The 13,680-nt window shown below is 35.5% G+C and carries 14 protein-coding genes, 1 tRNA gene and 1 pseudogene; 10 read left to right on the top strand and 6 right to left on the bottom strand.

What is annotated here, in order from left to right; all coding sequences use genetic code 11:
* Position 1 precedes the first annotated feature (1 nt).
* The 9 genes and pseudogenes from AS161_RS01490 (at position 2) to AS161_RS01450 (ending at position 7,328) form a co-directional block, all read left to right on the top strand.
* Positions 2 to 988, top strand: coding sequence for a DNA-directed RNA polymerase subunit alpha (locus AS161_RS01490; protein WP_164541545.1), 987 nt, complete (start codon positions 2 to 4; stop codon positions 986 to 988).
* A gap of 1 nt (position 989) precedes the next feature.
* Complete coding sequence (gene rplQ, locus AS161_RS01485; protein WP_011994269.1) at positions 990 to 1,373, top strand: 50S ribosomal protein L17; 384 nt, start codon at positions 990 to 992, stop codon at positions 1,371 to 1,373.
* A gap of 71 nt (positions 1,374 to 1,444) precedes the next feature.
* A complete protein-coding gene (locus AS161_RS01480; RefSeq protein ID WP_164541544.1) occupies positions 1,445 to 2,746 on the top strand; it encodes a trigger factor in 1,302 nt (433 codons plus the stop codon).
* A gap of 51 nt (positions 2,747 to 2,797) precedes the next feature.
* Positions 2,798 to 3,412 (top strand): ATP-dependent Clp endopeptidase proteolytic subunit ClpP, encoded by a 615-nt coding sequence (clpP, locus tag AS161_RS01475; RefSeq protein ID WP_041257177.1) that lies wholly within the window; start codon positions 2,798 to 2,800, stop codon positions 3,410 to 3,412.
* A gap of 53 nt (positions 3,413 to 3,465) precedes the next feature.
* Positions 3,466 to 4,224 (top strand): YebC/PmpR family DNA-binding transcriptional regulator, encoded by a 759-nt coding sequence (locus AS161_RS01470; protein ID WP_164541543.1) that lies wholly within the window; start codon positions 3,466 to 3,468, stop codon positions 4,222 to 4,224.
* Positions 4,225 to 4,267: 43 nt separating this feature from the next.
* The gene (locus tag AS161_RS01465) at positions 4,268 to 5,047 is read left to right on the top strand and encodes a hypothetical protein (RefSeq protein WP_164541542.1); all 780 of its coding nucleotides are present in this window, start codon (positions 4,268 to 4,270) and stop codon (positions 5,045 to 5,047) included.
* Complete coding sequence (locus AS161_RS01460) at positions 4,986 to 5,837, top strand: protein-glutamate O-methyltransferase CheR (protein WP_049751017.1); 852 nt, start codon at positions 4,986 to 4,988, stop codon at positions 5,835 to 5,837. Before AS161_RS01465 ends, AS161_RS01460 begins: the two co-directional genes overlap by 62 nt.
* A gap of 80 nt (positions 5,838 to 5,917) precedes the next feature.
* Positions 5,918 to 6,334 (top strand): annotated as a pseudogene (lspA, locus tag AS161_RS09295) (signal peptidase II); the annotation flags it as partial.
* Positions 6,335 to 6,437: 103 nt separating this feature from the next.
* A complete protein-coding gene (locus AS161_RS01450; RefSeq protein WP_241241309.1) occupies positions 6,438 to 7,328 on the top strand; it encodes an RluA family pseudouridine synthase in 891 nt (296 codons plus the stop codon).
* An 11-nt stretch (positions 7,329 to 7,339) separates the two neighbouring features.
* Here AS161_RS01450 and AS161_RS01445 read toward each other — a convergent pair whose 3' ends face one another.
* Positions 7,340 to 8,692: a response regulator gene (locus tag AS161_RS01445; RefSeq protein WP_164541540.1), complete on the bottom strand. Its 1,353-nt coding sequence runs from the start codon at positions 8,690 to 8,692 to the stop codon at positions 7,340 to 7,342.
* A 133-nt stretch (positions 8,693 to 8,825) separates the two neighbouring features.
* Here AS161_RS01445 and AS161_RS01440 point away from each other — a divergent pair.
* A tRNA-Pro gene (locus AS161_RS01440) sits at positions 8,826 to 8,902 on the top strand.
* Positions 8,903 to 9,032: 130 nt separating this feature from the next.
* On the opposite strand, the gene AS161_RS01435 is transcribed toward AS161_RS01440, so the two are convergent.
* The 5 genes from AS161_RS01435 to AS161_RS01415 form a co-directional block, all read right to left on the bottom strand.
* The gene (locus tag AS161_RS01435) at positions 9,033 to 10,103 is read right to left on the bottom strand and encodes a hypothetical protein (protein WP_164541539.1); all 1,071 of its coding nucleotides are present in this window, start codon (positions 10,101 to 10,103) and stop codon (positions 9,033 to 9,035) included.
* A 160-nt stretch (positions 10,104 to 10,263) separates the two neighbouring features.
* A complete protein-coding gene (gene purL, locus AS161_RS01430; RefSeq protein WP_164541538.1) occupies positions 10,264 to 12,066 on the bottom strand; it encodes a phosphoribosylformylglycinamidine synthase subunit PurL in 1,803 nt (600 codons plus the stop codon).
* Positions 12,063 to 12,758, bottom strand: coding sequence for a phosphoribosylformylglycinamidine synthase subunit PurQ (purQ, locus tag AS161_RS01425; RefSeq protein WP_206518743.1), 696 nt, complete (start codon positions 12,756 to 12,758; stop codon positions 12,063 to 12,065). Before purQ ends, purL begins: the two co-directional genes overlap by 4 nt.
* 4 nt (positions 12,759 to 12,762) lie before the next feature.
* Entirely contained in the window at positions 12,763 to 13,011 is a 249-nt protein-coding gene (gene purS / locus AS161_RS01420; protein ID WP_164541537.1) for a phosphoribosylformylglycinamidine synthase subunit PurS, read from the bottom strand.
* Positions 12,990 to 13,679 (bottom strand): phosphoribosylaminoimidazolesuccinocarboxamide synthase, encoded by a 690-nt coding sequence (locus tag AS161_RS01415; RefSeq protein WP_164541593.1) that lies wholly within the window; start codon positions 13,677 to 13,679, stop codon positions 12,990 to 12,992. The genes purS and AS161_RS01415 overlap by 22 nt, the downstream gene beginning before the upstream one ends.
* Between the last annotated feature and the right edge of the window lies 1 nt (position 13,680).

The raw sequence follows: 13,680 nt of genomic DNA, 5'->3' as shown, positions 1-13,680 counted from the left end.
AATGATTCAAATTACAGGAAGGAAATTCAAATTAGAAGAGCAGGTAGAACACGAGGACCATTATTATGCAAGGTATTCCCTCTCACCGCTTGAAAAAGGTTACGCCGTAACAGTTGGGAATACACTTAGAAGAGTTCTCCTCTCTTCTATTCCAAGTTTTGCAATAACTGATGTAAGATTCGTAAAACCAGAAAAATACCATGAGTTTGATACAATCGAAGGCGCAAAAGAAGACATAATGGATATACTCTTGAATCTTAAGAAAGTGCAATTGCGTGTTGATACTTACGTTGAATCACCTGTAAAATTGACGATAAATAAAAAAGGACCAGGAGTACTTACGGCAGGGGATATTGAATGTCCAGCAGGAGTAGTTGTAGTGAATCCAAGCCATTACCTTGCAACGTTGAACGAAGATGCTGATTTAGAAATAGAACTCTATGCAACATTTGGAAAGGGTTTTGTCCCGGCAGCAGATAGAAATGAAAGACCAGAAATAGGTTGGATTGTTTTAGATGGAGTCTACAGCCCAGTTATAAAAGTCAATTGGCTTGTTGAAAATGTTCGTGTTGATAAAAGAACGGACTATGAAAAACTCATTCTTGAAATTTGGACAAAGAAAAGCATAAAACCATCTGAAGCTTTGAAGCATTCACTAAAAATAATTCTTGACCACTTTATGTTTATCGAACAAAGTCTTAGTGATGTTGAGGAATTACCAATACCAATAATACAAGAAACTGCAGTAGTAACAGAAGAAATAGGTTCGCCAGAAGATGTAATGAGCAAAAAAGTTGAAGAACTAGAACTATCTGCAAGATCACTTAATTGTTTGAAGAGAGACAAGATAGAGACAATAGGTGATCTGTTATCAAGAACAGAAGAAGAGTTGATGAAAATAAAGAATTTTGGCCTCAAATCTCTCGAGGAAGTAAGAGAAAAACTCCGTGACAAATTTGGTCTGTCACTAAGAAAGGGGGACAAATGAAATGAGACACAGGATGAAGAGAAATAAACTAAATAGATACGGTTCACACAGAAGGTCACTCATGAGAAACCTTGCAAAAGAAATCATAGAACACGGCACAATAATGACAACAACGGTAAAGGCAAAGGTAGGAAAAGAATATATTGAAAAACTTATAACAAAAGCAGTAAAAGCTTACAAAATAAAAGATGAGAATAAAGAAGAAAGTATAGCGTTAAGAAGACAACTTTTTGCAGAACTTGGAGATAGAAAACTTGTTAACAAACTTGTCGACGAGATTGCACCAAAATACACAGGCAGAAACGGTGGATACACAAGAGTAATAAAAGTTGGTCAAAGAAGGGGCGACGGTGCAGAAGTTTCAGTATTGCAAATAGTAGAGTAATTTTCTGTAATTAACCTATAAAAAGGGGCGAAATTGCCCCTTTTTAAAGTGAAAAATTAGGAGGTGTAGTAATGCAAATTAATGAATTAGAAAAAGATAAAAATGTCATTGTAAAAGAATATATTTTTGATGCCAACGATGTTAAAAGATTAGAAGATAAAGCCGTAAATTCACTTAACAGCAAAGGATATCAAATAGAAGGATTCAGAGTAGGAAGAGTTCCAAAGGAGATATACAAACTTAGACTTAAAGATGCATTCTATAATATTTATGTAGCAGATGAAGCGATAATAGAAGTCGAAGATGAACTCGACAAAGAAAATATAAGTGTTGTTATTCCTCCAGTTATCGTTGATGCAAGATTTGATGCTAATGGTGGAAAAGTTGTTGTTGAGCTTCACCTCGAACCAGAAGTAACGTTCGACCCGTCTAAAATTAAAGTTAGAAAAGCAAAAGAGGATGAAGTGCTTGAAAGTTATGTCGAAATGAGAGTAAAATATATGTTAGATGAACATGCTGTTCTTGAACCAAAAGAGGGAGAAGCACAAGAGGGTGATGTTGTCAAGGTTAAGGAAACTGTTTTACTGAACGAAAAAGCAATTAGAGACCATGAAGAAAGAGAATACTTACTTTTAAAAGACGATGAAAGAGATGCTGTCAAACAGCTTTATGGTAAGAAAAAAGGTGATACTGTTGAATTTGAGAAGACATTTGAAAAAAGCGAAAATGAGAAAATTACCTATAAATATATACTAGAAGTCGAAGAAGTATATAATAGAATACTCCCCGTTTTGAACGATGAATTTGTCAAAAGCCTTGCTATAGAAAATGTTGAAACATTGGAAGGTTTAAAGGAAAAGTTCAGAAACGAGGGTAAGGAAATATACGATAGAGAATTAGGCGATTCTTATAAGATGCAAATAATTGACCAAATACCATCAGCAACAGATATTGATATTAGTGAAAAAACAATTCAAAGAGCTGTTGAAAATATAATAGATAATTTAAAAGAAGAAGGAAAATACGACGATTATATCAAAAGCTACGGCAGTGAAGAAAAACTCGTTGAGGAGTTTAAAAACTATTACATCAACCTTATCAAGAAAGACCTTGTAGTTAAAAAATTAGCCGAGGAAAACGATGTAAAAGTTAACGATGAGGATATAAAAGCATATGCGGAAATAGTTTCAGTTGAATGGGGAGTAAGCCCAGATAGAGCAGAAGCTTTGATTAAATCAAGAATAGATCTCAGAAACGAAGTTGTAATGGATATAGTCGAATCAAAAGTCGCAAACTTACTTGTAGACAAAGTTCAAGTTGAAGAAGTTTCTTTCAACAAAGATGAGAAAAATGAAGATGAAAAGTCAGAATAATTTTTGAATTTGAAGTTTGAAAAAGATGAAAAGTGGTGATAAAGCATGGAAATGGATAGAGAACTTAAAAAAATACTCGATCAATACGTCCCAATAGTTATCGAAAGCACAGGTCGCTATGAAAGAGCTTATGATATTTACTCAAGACTCCTCAAAGATAGGATTATCTTCCTTGGCAGTGCAATAGATGACCATGTTGCTAACCTTGTTGTTGCACAACTTCTTTTCCTTGAAGCGGAAAATCCAGATAAAGATATCCAGCTTTATATAAATTCACCTGGTGGTCTTGTAACAGCAGGGTTGGCTATATACGATACAATGCAATACGTAAAATGTGATGTTGCAACGATATGTGTTGGTCAGGCAGCGTCAATGGGAGCTGTATTACTTGCAGCTGGTGCAAAAGGTAAAAGATTTGCACTTCCAAATAGCAGGATAATGATTCACCAACCATTAGGTGGTGCGGAAGGCAGTGCCAAAGATGTTGAAATATTAACGAAAGAATTATTAAGAATAAAAAGAATAATAAATGAAATTCTCAGCAAACACACTGGGCAGGATATAGAAAGAATAGAAAAAGATACCGATAGAGATTTCTTTATGAGTGCACAAGAGGCTATGGAATATGGTATAATTGATAAGGTAATTAAACCAGGCGAGAGATAAAATATTTTACGAATTAGAATCAATTAGAGAGGGAATTTAAAGGAGGAGAGATTATGTCAGGTCACAATAAGTGGGCAAATATTAAGCATAGGAAAGCCGCACAAGATGCTAAAAGGTCAAAGATATTCACAAAATTGATTAGGGAAATTATCGTTGCAGCAAGAGAAGGTGGCGGAAACCCAGACACAAACCCAAGGTTGAGGGCTGTCCTTGAAAAAGCAAGAGAAGCCAACATGCCAAAAGATACAGTTGAAAGGTCAATTAAAAAAGGTACAGGAGAATTAGAAGGCGAAAAGTACGAAGAAATTATATACGAAGCCTATGCACCAGGTGGTGTTGCGCTTTACATACTTGCGTTGACAGATAACAAAAACAGAACAGCGCAGGAATTAAGACACATACTCAGCAAAAATGGTGGCTCACTTGCAGAAAGTGGTTCAGTTGCTTGGATATTCGAAAGAAAAGGCGCTATTGAAATTCCTGCTTCAAAAATTTCCGATATGGATGAATTCACACTATTGGCGATTGATGCCGGCGCGGAAGATATAGAAGAAGGAGATCCAGTAACTGTCTACGTAGCTCCAGAATCCTTAACAGCAGTAAAAGAAGCACTTGCAAAGAATGGATTTGAAGGAGAATCAAAGATAACATACAAACCAAAGAACACAGTAAAAGTAACAGGTTCAGAAGCGGAAAAAGTACTTAAGCTCATCGATGCACTTGAAGATAACGATGATGTACAAGAAGTATTTGGAAACTTTGACATAGACGATGCAGAACTTGAAGCAATAATGGCAAAACTTGAAGGCTGATGTGAAAGTTGACACCCTTTCAACGTTTTAAAGGTGCGATTAGATGAAAAAAGTCAAATATGTATCTTTGCTCTTATTAGTAATGTTATCTTTAATGAATATTAATTTTGTATTTGGAGAGGCGTTGTTTTTTAACGTCTCTCCATTTGATAATGTTTATGGCTTTACACTAAGATACAATTTTAACTTTTGGAAGTTTGATGTAAGGTTTTACCTGCCCGTTGATGTAAAAATCAAAATGGGTTTTCCACAAATAGACGCCAAGTTTTCAGATATCATAGACAAATTTCATTTTGAAGATTATCCGTACAAAGTTACATATGATTTTATCAATCAAATACCTTTCACGACATTCATAAACCCCGCACAAAAAGTTTGGTATTCGACTTGGCTCAAAGCTGGTTATTATGGCGACAAACTTTTTTACATCGACGATAATTTTTCGATTATAGGAGATTCGAAAAATCTAAATGTTTCGTTAAACATACTTGGATACACATTATTTGTTGAGAAGATTGATAATAATTATATATTTGGAGCAGGTAAGGGTATTTACGCATTTTTTGGAAATAAATCCGGAATGGGAATAAATTATGTGAAAGAAAGTCTACTAATTTACTATTTGTTGTACTTAGCTGATGGAAAGATTAATTCTGAATTTGGCTTTTCCTTAAAAGGAGATAACTTTGAATTTAATATTGTTAATAATATAAATTCACCTGGGATAAATGGGAGTATTGTATGGAAGGTAGGTGAGATATATGTCGTTGGACGACAACAAGGAGAAAAAGTTCGCTTGGCTGTCGAGTTTCCAATCTGGTGAAGTTCATGAATTGCCATGGGAAGAATTCGAGTGGTTTGTTAAAAGAATAAAAGATATAATGAATTTAGATCTTTCTGGATACAAGCCGGAAAGAGTCAAAAGAAGAATAGAAATGCTTATTAGGAAGTACAATTGCAAATCGTATAAAGAGTATCTTGATATGATACTGAAAGATAACAAGAAAAAAGATGAATTCCTTGATAAGTTAACGATAAATGTTACAGAATTCTTCAGAAATCCTGAGAAGTGGTTCGAACTAAGGGATAAATTTTTACCTGAACTTTTGGCAAAGAGCGGTTCGAGGTTTAAAGCCTGGAGCGCTGGTTGTTCTTCTGGTGAAGAACCTTATACCATAGCCATACTTCTAGAAGAATTAAAAGCGCCCTCGAGTGTGAAAGTATTAGCCACTGATATAGATATGGGAGTTTTGACAAAAGCACAAATTGGTGAGTACGACGAGCGCTCAATGGTTAGCACTCCTCCGGAATACATTCAAAAATACTTCATAGTTAAAGATGGAAGGTACATAGTCAAACCAAACGTAAAGGCGCGCGTTCAATTTAGAAAGCATAATCTTCTTCAAGATCCATTCGAAAAAGACTTTGACCTTATAACATGTCGAAACGTTGTTATATACTTTGAGATGGAAGCGAAAGATATGTTATATCGTAAATTTTCTGAAAGTTTAAAACATGGCGGAATACTCTTTGTTGGAAATACCGAGAGAATATTCAATTACAAAGCACTCAATCTCGAAGTAGCTTCTCCGTTTATTTATAGAAAGATTTGAAAAAACAATTTAAAATCGGCAGAGAGTCTGCCGATTTATTATCTTCTTATCTTTTTAATATAAGTGAAGGGACTGATTTTGTGTTTTGGGTTGTCCTTGCTGTTACGCTTGACCAAATTACAAAACACTTAGCAAGTTTATTTCTTCAAGTAAAATATATACCGATATTTAATTTCTTTTATCTAACATTTGCGACAAATCGTGGCATTGCATTTGGACTATTTGCAGGTGTAAAGGAAATAGTAATATATCTATCGCTCGCGATAATCGTCGCAATTTCTTTAATACCTAGATACGTAAAAATCAGCCAAAGCACAGAAAAATACTTAGCTTTTATCGTTGGTGGAGCGCTCGGAAATTTGATTGACAGGATAAGGTTTGGCTATGTGATAGATTTTCTAACGATGAAATACTGGCCAACCGTTTTTAACGTTGCAGATATGTTTATTTTTTTCGGAAGCTTAGGACTAATTTTAATATTTATAAAGCAAGAAATAAAGGAAAAAAACAGTAAACACACCACAGATAATAGGAGGGAAAAATTTAGTGGATATACAAGTTACATCAAGGGAAAACGGATGGAGATTGGACAAATTCGTTATGGAGAAAACACCAGAATGGATATCGAGGACCTTCATACAAAGAGCGATAAAGAACGGGGAAGTATTGGTCAATGGGACTTCAAAGAAGCCGAGTTACAAGGTGAAGTCTGGGGATATAATTACCTTGAATGCTCCAGAGGCCCCCGAGATACCAGAAATCCTACCTGAGGATATACCGCTTGATATAATATATGAGGATAGGGATATTCTCGTCATAAATAAACAGCCAGGTATAATAACGCATCCAATCCCATCTCACACATCCGGAACAATTGTAAATGGTGTATTGTACCACTGTAAAGATTTACAGGGAATAGGCGGAGTTCTAAGACCAGGGATAGTCCACAGGCTCGATAAAGATACAAGTGGTGTTATGATTATCGCTAAGAACGACCTTGCGCATCAGTCACTCACAAAACAATTTAAAGATAGGTTAACAGAAAAATTGTACATTTGCCTTGTAAAAGGTGTACCGAAGAGAAAAGAAGGCGATATAGAAATAAATATAGCGAGAAATCCTGTTCTTAGAGTAAAAATGACAGTAACAAATTCAGAATACGGCAAACCCGCATTGACTCATTACAAAGTTGTAAGAGAATTTGGTGATATCGCCGCATTAGTCTTTGCATATCCAAAAACAGGTAGGACTCATCAAATAAGAGTCCATATGAAATACATAGGTCATCCGCTTATGGGAGATGAAGTTTACGGAAGGACAAAAGAAGATGAAATATTCGGTATCAAAAGACAGATGCTTCACGCACTGAGCTTATCGTTTTATCATCCGAGAACAGGCGAAAAAGTTAAATTCATAGCTAAAATTCCTCAAGATTTCAAAGAGGCCATACAAAAGCTCGATGATTTCATTAGAAAAAATAAAAATCTTTAATAATGCTTTTACTATTTTAATGTTTCAAACAAATCTAAGATATCTGGTAATTTTCTATCAAAAATTTCTATTAGATTTGGGTCAAATTGCTTACCTTTCATATCACGCATATATTCAATCGCCTTTTCAACAGGCCAAGCTGGGCGGTAACATCTATCGTGTGTTAGTGCCTCAAAGACATCTGCAACTTGGACTATACGAGCTTCTGGAGTAATTTCTTCTTTTGTTAATCCATAAGGATATCCATTTCCGTCCCATCGTTCATGATGCTGTAAAGAAATTGCGGCACCTAACTCAAAGACTTTTAAATGGGAATTTCTCAATAGTTCAAATCCGATAAGCGTGTGCTCTTTCATTATTGAAAACTCTTCATCTGTTAGTTTTGCGGGTTTGTTTAAAATATGGTCAGGAATACCTACTTTTCCCACATCGTGCAATCCCGATGCATTCTTAATTAATTGAGCTTCTTTTTCCGCAAAACCATACTCGCATGCAAGAATGTACGATATTTCTGAAACTCTCTCCACGTGCTTTCCTGTTTCCTCAGATCTTGTTTCTATTAGATTAGCTAATCTATAAACAAGTTCATTTTCAACACTTGATAAAGTGGAATAAAAGTAAGATTGCTTTAAATTTGATAAAAGCGCACGTACGTAATCTTTGTCTATATTGCTAAGTTGTTTCGAACTTTCAAGAATTAATTTTACATTCTTTCCTGAAATTTCTTCTTCGAATGTGTATTTTAATGAATTTGTAGTATTTACATATTTTACAGATTTTGGTGGGAATATTTGGTTTTTATCGACATATATTTTCCCATGAATTTCGATATTTGGCATTTTCAAACTCAAAAACGAGCGAATTTGGAAAAATGCTTCCATTAAAAGCTCATCCAAATCCATTTTGTTTGAATTTTGAATAACGTGGTCTATCGACTTTATAGCTCTTTCAAACGCAATCATATCTTTGTACACTCTTAAAAGTGATAAAACTGTCAACTTTAAGCTAAACTCGTTCATTGTTTCTTTCTCGATGTAAGCATTTATTTGATAGTCTTTTATCAAAATGTCTTGTGGAACTTTTTCAGGGTTGGCTGTCATCAATGCTACGCGTGTTATCTCATCAGATAATTCATTTCGGATATAATTTATCACTTTTATTCCAGAATTATCTTCTTCCATAACCAAATCTGTTAGAACAAGTGCGTATTTTCCAGGATTGTAAATCTTTGTGAAATCTGAATAGCTGTAAGAATGGTAAATTTCAATGGGGATATTTTCAACAGTTATATTTTTTATTGTATTTTCGATTTCATAGTGTATTGTTTTTGAGTCGTCTACTATTAAGACTTTGAATTTATCCATGTAGTCGCCTCCTATAATAAATCGTCTAAAAATATTATATCAAAAAATACATTTATTAAGCTTTAAATTGTATAACTTGAAAAGTGAAATGATTGTGGTAAAATAATATATGCAATTTTAAAATCACACTTTTCTGGGCGTAGTTCAGTTGGCTAGAACGCCAGAATCGGGATCTGGTGGTCGTGGGTTCAAGTCCCACCGCCCAGACCAGAATTTTAAAATATGGGACTTTAAGAACATAAGAAACACCCCCTTTTTGGCTTTATATACCATTTCGGGGGTGTTTTGCTTTATTTTTTTGGTTTTATCGCGTTTTTATTTTTTCATATTTCAACAAAAATTATTTATTCCTCAGCTCATTAACAATTGTTTCTATTGTGGAAAGCTTTCCTGAGAGTCTTTTAACCTCGTCTGCAAGCTTGGATACTGCATCGTAAAGTTTTATTATATCTATATCTTGCTCTTTCGTTTTTTCTGCAAGTTTTGCTGTTTCATCTGCAAGTTTATTTAGATTTTCTTTTACTGGGATAATCATTTCTTCAATTTCATCTAATGATGGTTTTGAGTTTGCAAGTTCGTATATCATATTTGTGTATTCCTCAAGAAGTTCAATTCTGCTTACTATACCATAATCGATACTTTCTTTGGTGCTTTCAAATAATTTATTTATCTTTTCTTCAAGTTCTTCAAGTGTCGAAGTATCTGCTTTGTATGCTAAAGCATCGTAGATGTTTACTATATCTTGGTCATGGAAATCAACTTTCAACGCGAGTGTTTCAAGATTTTCGCTCATATTATTGACGTTGGCGTTGACATCAGATACTTGCTCATTCAGAGCAGAAATTGAATCTGAGAGTTTTCCAAGCTCATCGTATATCTTGAGTATATCACCATCGTGGATGTCGAGTGTAACTTGTAAATCTTCGATAGCAACTTTTAAATTATCCAGAGCTTCAGGAATAAATACTTCTTTTATTTCATCAACGGACACTTGAACATATGAAGTAAGCCTTTCTTCTAAAGACATGAGATTTTGGGCAAGTTCGTAGACTAAACCTTGTATTGATGGAAAAGCTGTTTCAATAACGTTTTCCGCGTTTAATAATCTTGTTTCAAGTTCACCAAATCTTTCATCTAATTGAGCTTGATAATTTTCAAAGTCTTCTATGGAGAGTTTTGAATCAGCCAATTCGTAAATTAAGTTTATGTTTTCTTCAAGTTCTGCTAGTTTTTGATAAACTTCGCTGTCAACTTCCAATAATTCCTGAGTGGCTTGCAACGAAATTTCACGCGAATCTGCAATTTCACAACCGCAATTTTCATCATGTTCGTGTTCTTCACCTTCCGCAAAGATGAATACAAAGCTCAATGCAATTATAAATAACGCAATAAGTTTTCTTAGTTTTGCCATACCCTTTTCCCTCCCTTGTTTTGGTAGTATTAATATTTTATTTAAAAACTTATCAACAAAATTATACAACAAATCTTTTAAAAAATTGCAATGATTTACAAAAAATAAAAAACCACAGCGGATGCTGTGGTTCTAAGTAAAGTTTGACAATATTGTTATATCAGTATATATATCCTATTTTTGTTTTTGGCAGGTTGGTTTTTGGCTCACCGAAGACTATTATTAATTGATGGACGGGTTCATGTTTTGGAATTTTAATTTTCATTGTAAATCCAAGTTTGTTCAGTGAGTTTTCCAATGTCTTATTTCTTGTATAATCATGCATGCTAAGAACAAAGTGTCCTTGTTTTACTATATTCTCAATTTCTCTCCATAGAGTTTTTTCTCTATCTAGTTGAAAGTCTGCAAATCCAACAGAGTAAACCGGTCCTTTTTGTGGTCTGTTAACGATTTGATTTTCCAATTTTCCCACCATTCCAATAACCATTGTTGGTGGGATGCCTTTTCCTTTGTACGTATTGTACAGTGAAGCATTTCCGGATGCAACGGGTATTCCAGAAAATTCGCACGCGTCTTTTAGTCCTTTCATTTGAGCTGCGAGACCTTTAGGTTCGATATCCGGATCTGCATAATTTATACCGTCTGTAATTGCAAGTGGTTTTGCACCAACGGAGAGTGTTTTTCTAACGCTTTCAATTAGAGTTATGTAAGCTCCCCAGTATGGACTTTGCAAACCGATATCTGCTCTACTGTGTATTGAAAGTGAGTATGCTATTGAATTTTTTACGCGCATTACAGCAGAACCAAATCCTGGAGGAAGTAGTGTATCTGTACCAACCATGTAATCGTATCTTTCAAATACTTTATTTGCGTCGATGTTATCAAATCTTATCCACTTAAATTTTGGCATGTCTGCTGATGGTGTGTAATCGTAAATTGGCTCTTCTGGTGATTCTTCAAGTAATTTTGCCGGTACGTCTAAAACAACTTCTCCTTTGTACATTGCGATGTACCTTCCTGTATCCGTTACTTGGGCAACTATATCGCCGTACAAAAGATGTTTTTTAGCTATTTCGATTACTCTTTTAGCTTTTTCTGGGGAAGTAACAACTGCCATCCTTTCTTGGCTTTCGCTTATGAGTATCTCTATCGGTAACATATCAGGTTCACGCAGTGGGACTTTATCAAGATGAACTACCGCTCCAAATCCTCCTCTGGCAACTAACTCGCTTGTTGCAGAAAGTACACCACCTGCTCCCAAATCTTGGGCGCCTTCAACGAGACCTTCTTCAACCATTTGCAAAAATGCCTCTATGAGATTTTTCTCCGCGAATGGGTCTCCAACTTGTATGGACAGTTTTGTGGCTTTTTCCCCGGTTAAATCCTCCGAGGCAAATGATGCACCGTGTATCCCATCTCTTCCAGTTGCACCACCGAAAATGACAATTACTTGTCCAACGTAAGATGCTTTAGATTGAATAAGGTGTTCATTTTTCCCAACGCCAACTGCCATAACATTGACAAGAGGGTTATGTTTATAGTAATTAGATATTCTAAGTTCACCACCAACTGTTGGCACTCCTATGGAATTACCATAGTCAGCGATTCCTTCAACTATACCATCGATTATTCTATCCATATGGAGTGAATCTAATATGGCTGTTGGTCTTGCACCCATTGCAAGAACGTCGCGTATAATCCCCCCTACGCCGGTGGCTGCGCCATTGAACGGTTCAATGGCACTTGGGTGGTTGTGGCTTTCCACTTTAAATGCCAAGAAATGATAATCGTCGAGAGAAACTATACCTGCGTTACCACCAACACCGGCTTTCGGTAATTTCCTAATGTAGCCTTTTGTATGTGAGTATCCACAATGTTCGCTCCACATTACTGTAAATGCTTCAATTTCGGCTTTGGTTGCCTTACGACCAAGTTTTGATTCTAATATTTTTAGGTATTTCATTGTTTAACACCTACACTTTTGCTAGTTTCATTGTTTTTTGTGGTTTTAATATAACTAAAAGCACTCAAAAATACCCTAAGACCGTCATCTGAGCCAAGCAATTTTTCAACTGCGCGTTCTGGATGAGGCATCAAACCAAGAACATTACCGTATTCATTCGATATTCCAGCGATTAAATCATCTGAGCCGTTTACATCTTTTGTATATCTAAAAACAACTTTCGGTTCTTCAACTTTCACATACCTGCCAAAACCATGTGCAATTGGTAATTTGATTTTTTCACCCTTTTGAAAATACCTTGTGAACGGTGTTGAATTATCCACAACTTCAAGTTCTACGATATCACAAATAAAATGTCCACAAGAATTTTGAAGAAGAGCACCGGGTAAAACTTCCATTTCAACCAATATCTGAAATCCGTTGCATATACCAATAACAAGCCCCCCACGGCTAATGAATTCTTTAAGTTTGTAAGCTATTGGTTCTCTTGCGGCGACTGCGCCAACTCTTAGATAGTCTCCATACGAAAAACCACCGGGTAACACAACCAAATCGGCGTCAATATCATCGTGGATATCTATGAATTCAGCGTCAAAGCCTGTGTATTGCAGTGCCCAAAGGGCATCTCTATCACAATTACTACCTGGATAAACAATAACTTGTGCTTTGGGGATGATATTTGGAGAGCTCATAGAATCATAACCCCTTTATCTCAAAGGTTTCTGTGACGGTATTGACTAAAAGTTTTTCACACGCACGTTCGACTAATTTTAAGGCTTCTTCTTTAGTTTCCGCTTCTACTTCAAGATGGACTGATTTGCCCAATCTAAGATTTTTCACTGGAATTTCATATTCTTCGTTTAATACGCGTTTAATTGTTTCGCCCCGAGGGTCCCTTACGTGACTTTTGTACTGAATATCGACTACAAACTGATAGATTGGCATAAATTCAACACCACCTCGTATTTTTCTAATGGATTTCCTAAATCTCTTCTATAGATATCTTTATCAAAAATTTCGCCTGATTTCCTAAGTCTCATTGTATCTGGTGATATCTCATCACCAAGGCATACTTGCCCATTTTCATCTATACCAAACTCGAATTTCATATCCCATAATTCTAACCCGTGTTTTTCGAAAAATTCTTTTAAGTGTATCCCCGCTTTTTTCGCTTCTTCAATAATTTTCAGAGCAATTTCTCTATTTGTAATGCCAAGCACTTCAAGATGTTCTACGCACATAAGAGGGTCGTGGAGTTGATCGTTTTTGTATGTGAATTCTACAAGTGGGGCTGGTAACTCTTCACCTTCGTTACCACCGTATCTTCTGATAAAGGAACCAGCTTTTTTGAACCTTACTATTACTTCAAGTGGTATCATCTTAAGTTTTTTTGCGCGGATTTTGTTAGGTGGGAGATATTCGAGAAACATTGTGTGAACACCTTTTTCGTTGAGATATTTCATAAGTCTTGAGGTAATTTCAGAGCAGATTGTACCTTTCTTTTCTAACACATCGTGTTTAGCTCCATCTCCTGCTGTGATATCATCTTTAAAGTGTAGTATAACTTCACTGCCAAGGTCTTCCACTTTTTTTGTTTTCCCTTCGGAAATGATA

The sequence above is a fragment of the Fervidobacterium sp. 2310opik-2 genome (genome assembly GCF_011057735.1).
Taxonomy (GTDB): domain Bacteria; phylum Thermotogota; class Thermotogae; order Thermotogales; family Fervidobacteriaceae; genus Fervidobacterium; species Fervidobacterium nodosum.
The sequence above is the reverse complement of the archived record's forward strand: the minus strand, read 5'-3'. Positions and strand labels throughout refer to the sequence as shown.

Coding starts and splice junctions, on each gene's coding strand:
- AS161_RS01490 (WP_164541545.1), top strand. CDS start 2: ATGATTCAAATTACAGGAAGGAAATTCAAATTAGAAGAGCAGGTAGAA.
- rplQ (WP_011994269.1), top strand. CDS start 990: ATGAGACACAGGATGAAGAGAAATAAACTAAATAGATACGGTTCACAC.
- AS161_RS01480 (WP_164541544.1), top strand. CDS start 1,445: ATGCAAATTAATGAATTAGAAAAAGATAAAAATGTCATTGTAAAAGAA.
- clpP (WP_041257177.1), top strand. CDS start 2,798: ATGGATAGAGAACTTAAAAAAATACTCGATCAATACGTCCCAATAGTT.
- AS161_RS01470 (WP_164541543.1), top strand. CDS start 3,466: ATGTCAGGTCACAATAAGTGGGCAAATATTAAGCATAGGAAAGCCGCA.
- AS161_RS01465 (WP_164541542.1), top strand. CDS start 4,268: ATGAAAAAAGTCAAATATGTATCTTTGCTCTTATTAGTAATGTTATCT.
- AS161_RS01460 (WP_049751017.1), top strand. CDS start 4,986: ATGTCGTTGGACGACAACAAGGAGAAAAAGTTCGCTTGGCTGTCGAGT.
- AS161_RS01450 (WP_241241309.1), top strand. CDS start 6,438: ATGGAGAAAACACCAGAATGGATATCGAGGACCTTCATACAAAGAGCG.
- AS161_RS01445 (WP_164541540.1), bottom strand. CDS start 8,692: ATGGATAAATTCAAAGTCTTAATAGTAGACGACTCAAAAACAATACAC.
- AS161_RS01435 (WP_164541539.1), bottom strand. CDS start 10,103: ATGGCAAAACTAAGAAAACTTATTGCGTTATTTATAATTGCATTGAGC.
- purL (WP_164541538.1), bottom strand. CDS start 12,066: ATGAAATACCTAAAAATATTAGAATCAAAACTTGGTCGTAAGGCAACC.
- purQ (WP_206518743.1), bottom strand. CDS start 12,758: ATGAGCTCTCCAAATATCATCCCCAAAGCACAAGTTATTGTTTATCCA.
- purS (WP_164541537.1), bottom strand. CDS start 13,011: ATGCCAATCTATCAGTTTGTAGTCGATATTCAGTACAAAAGTCACGTA.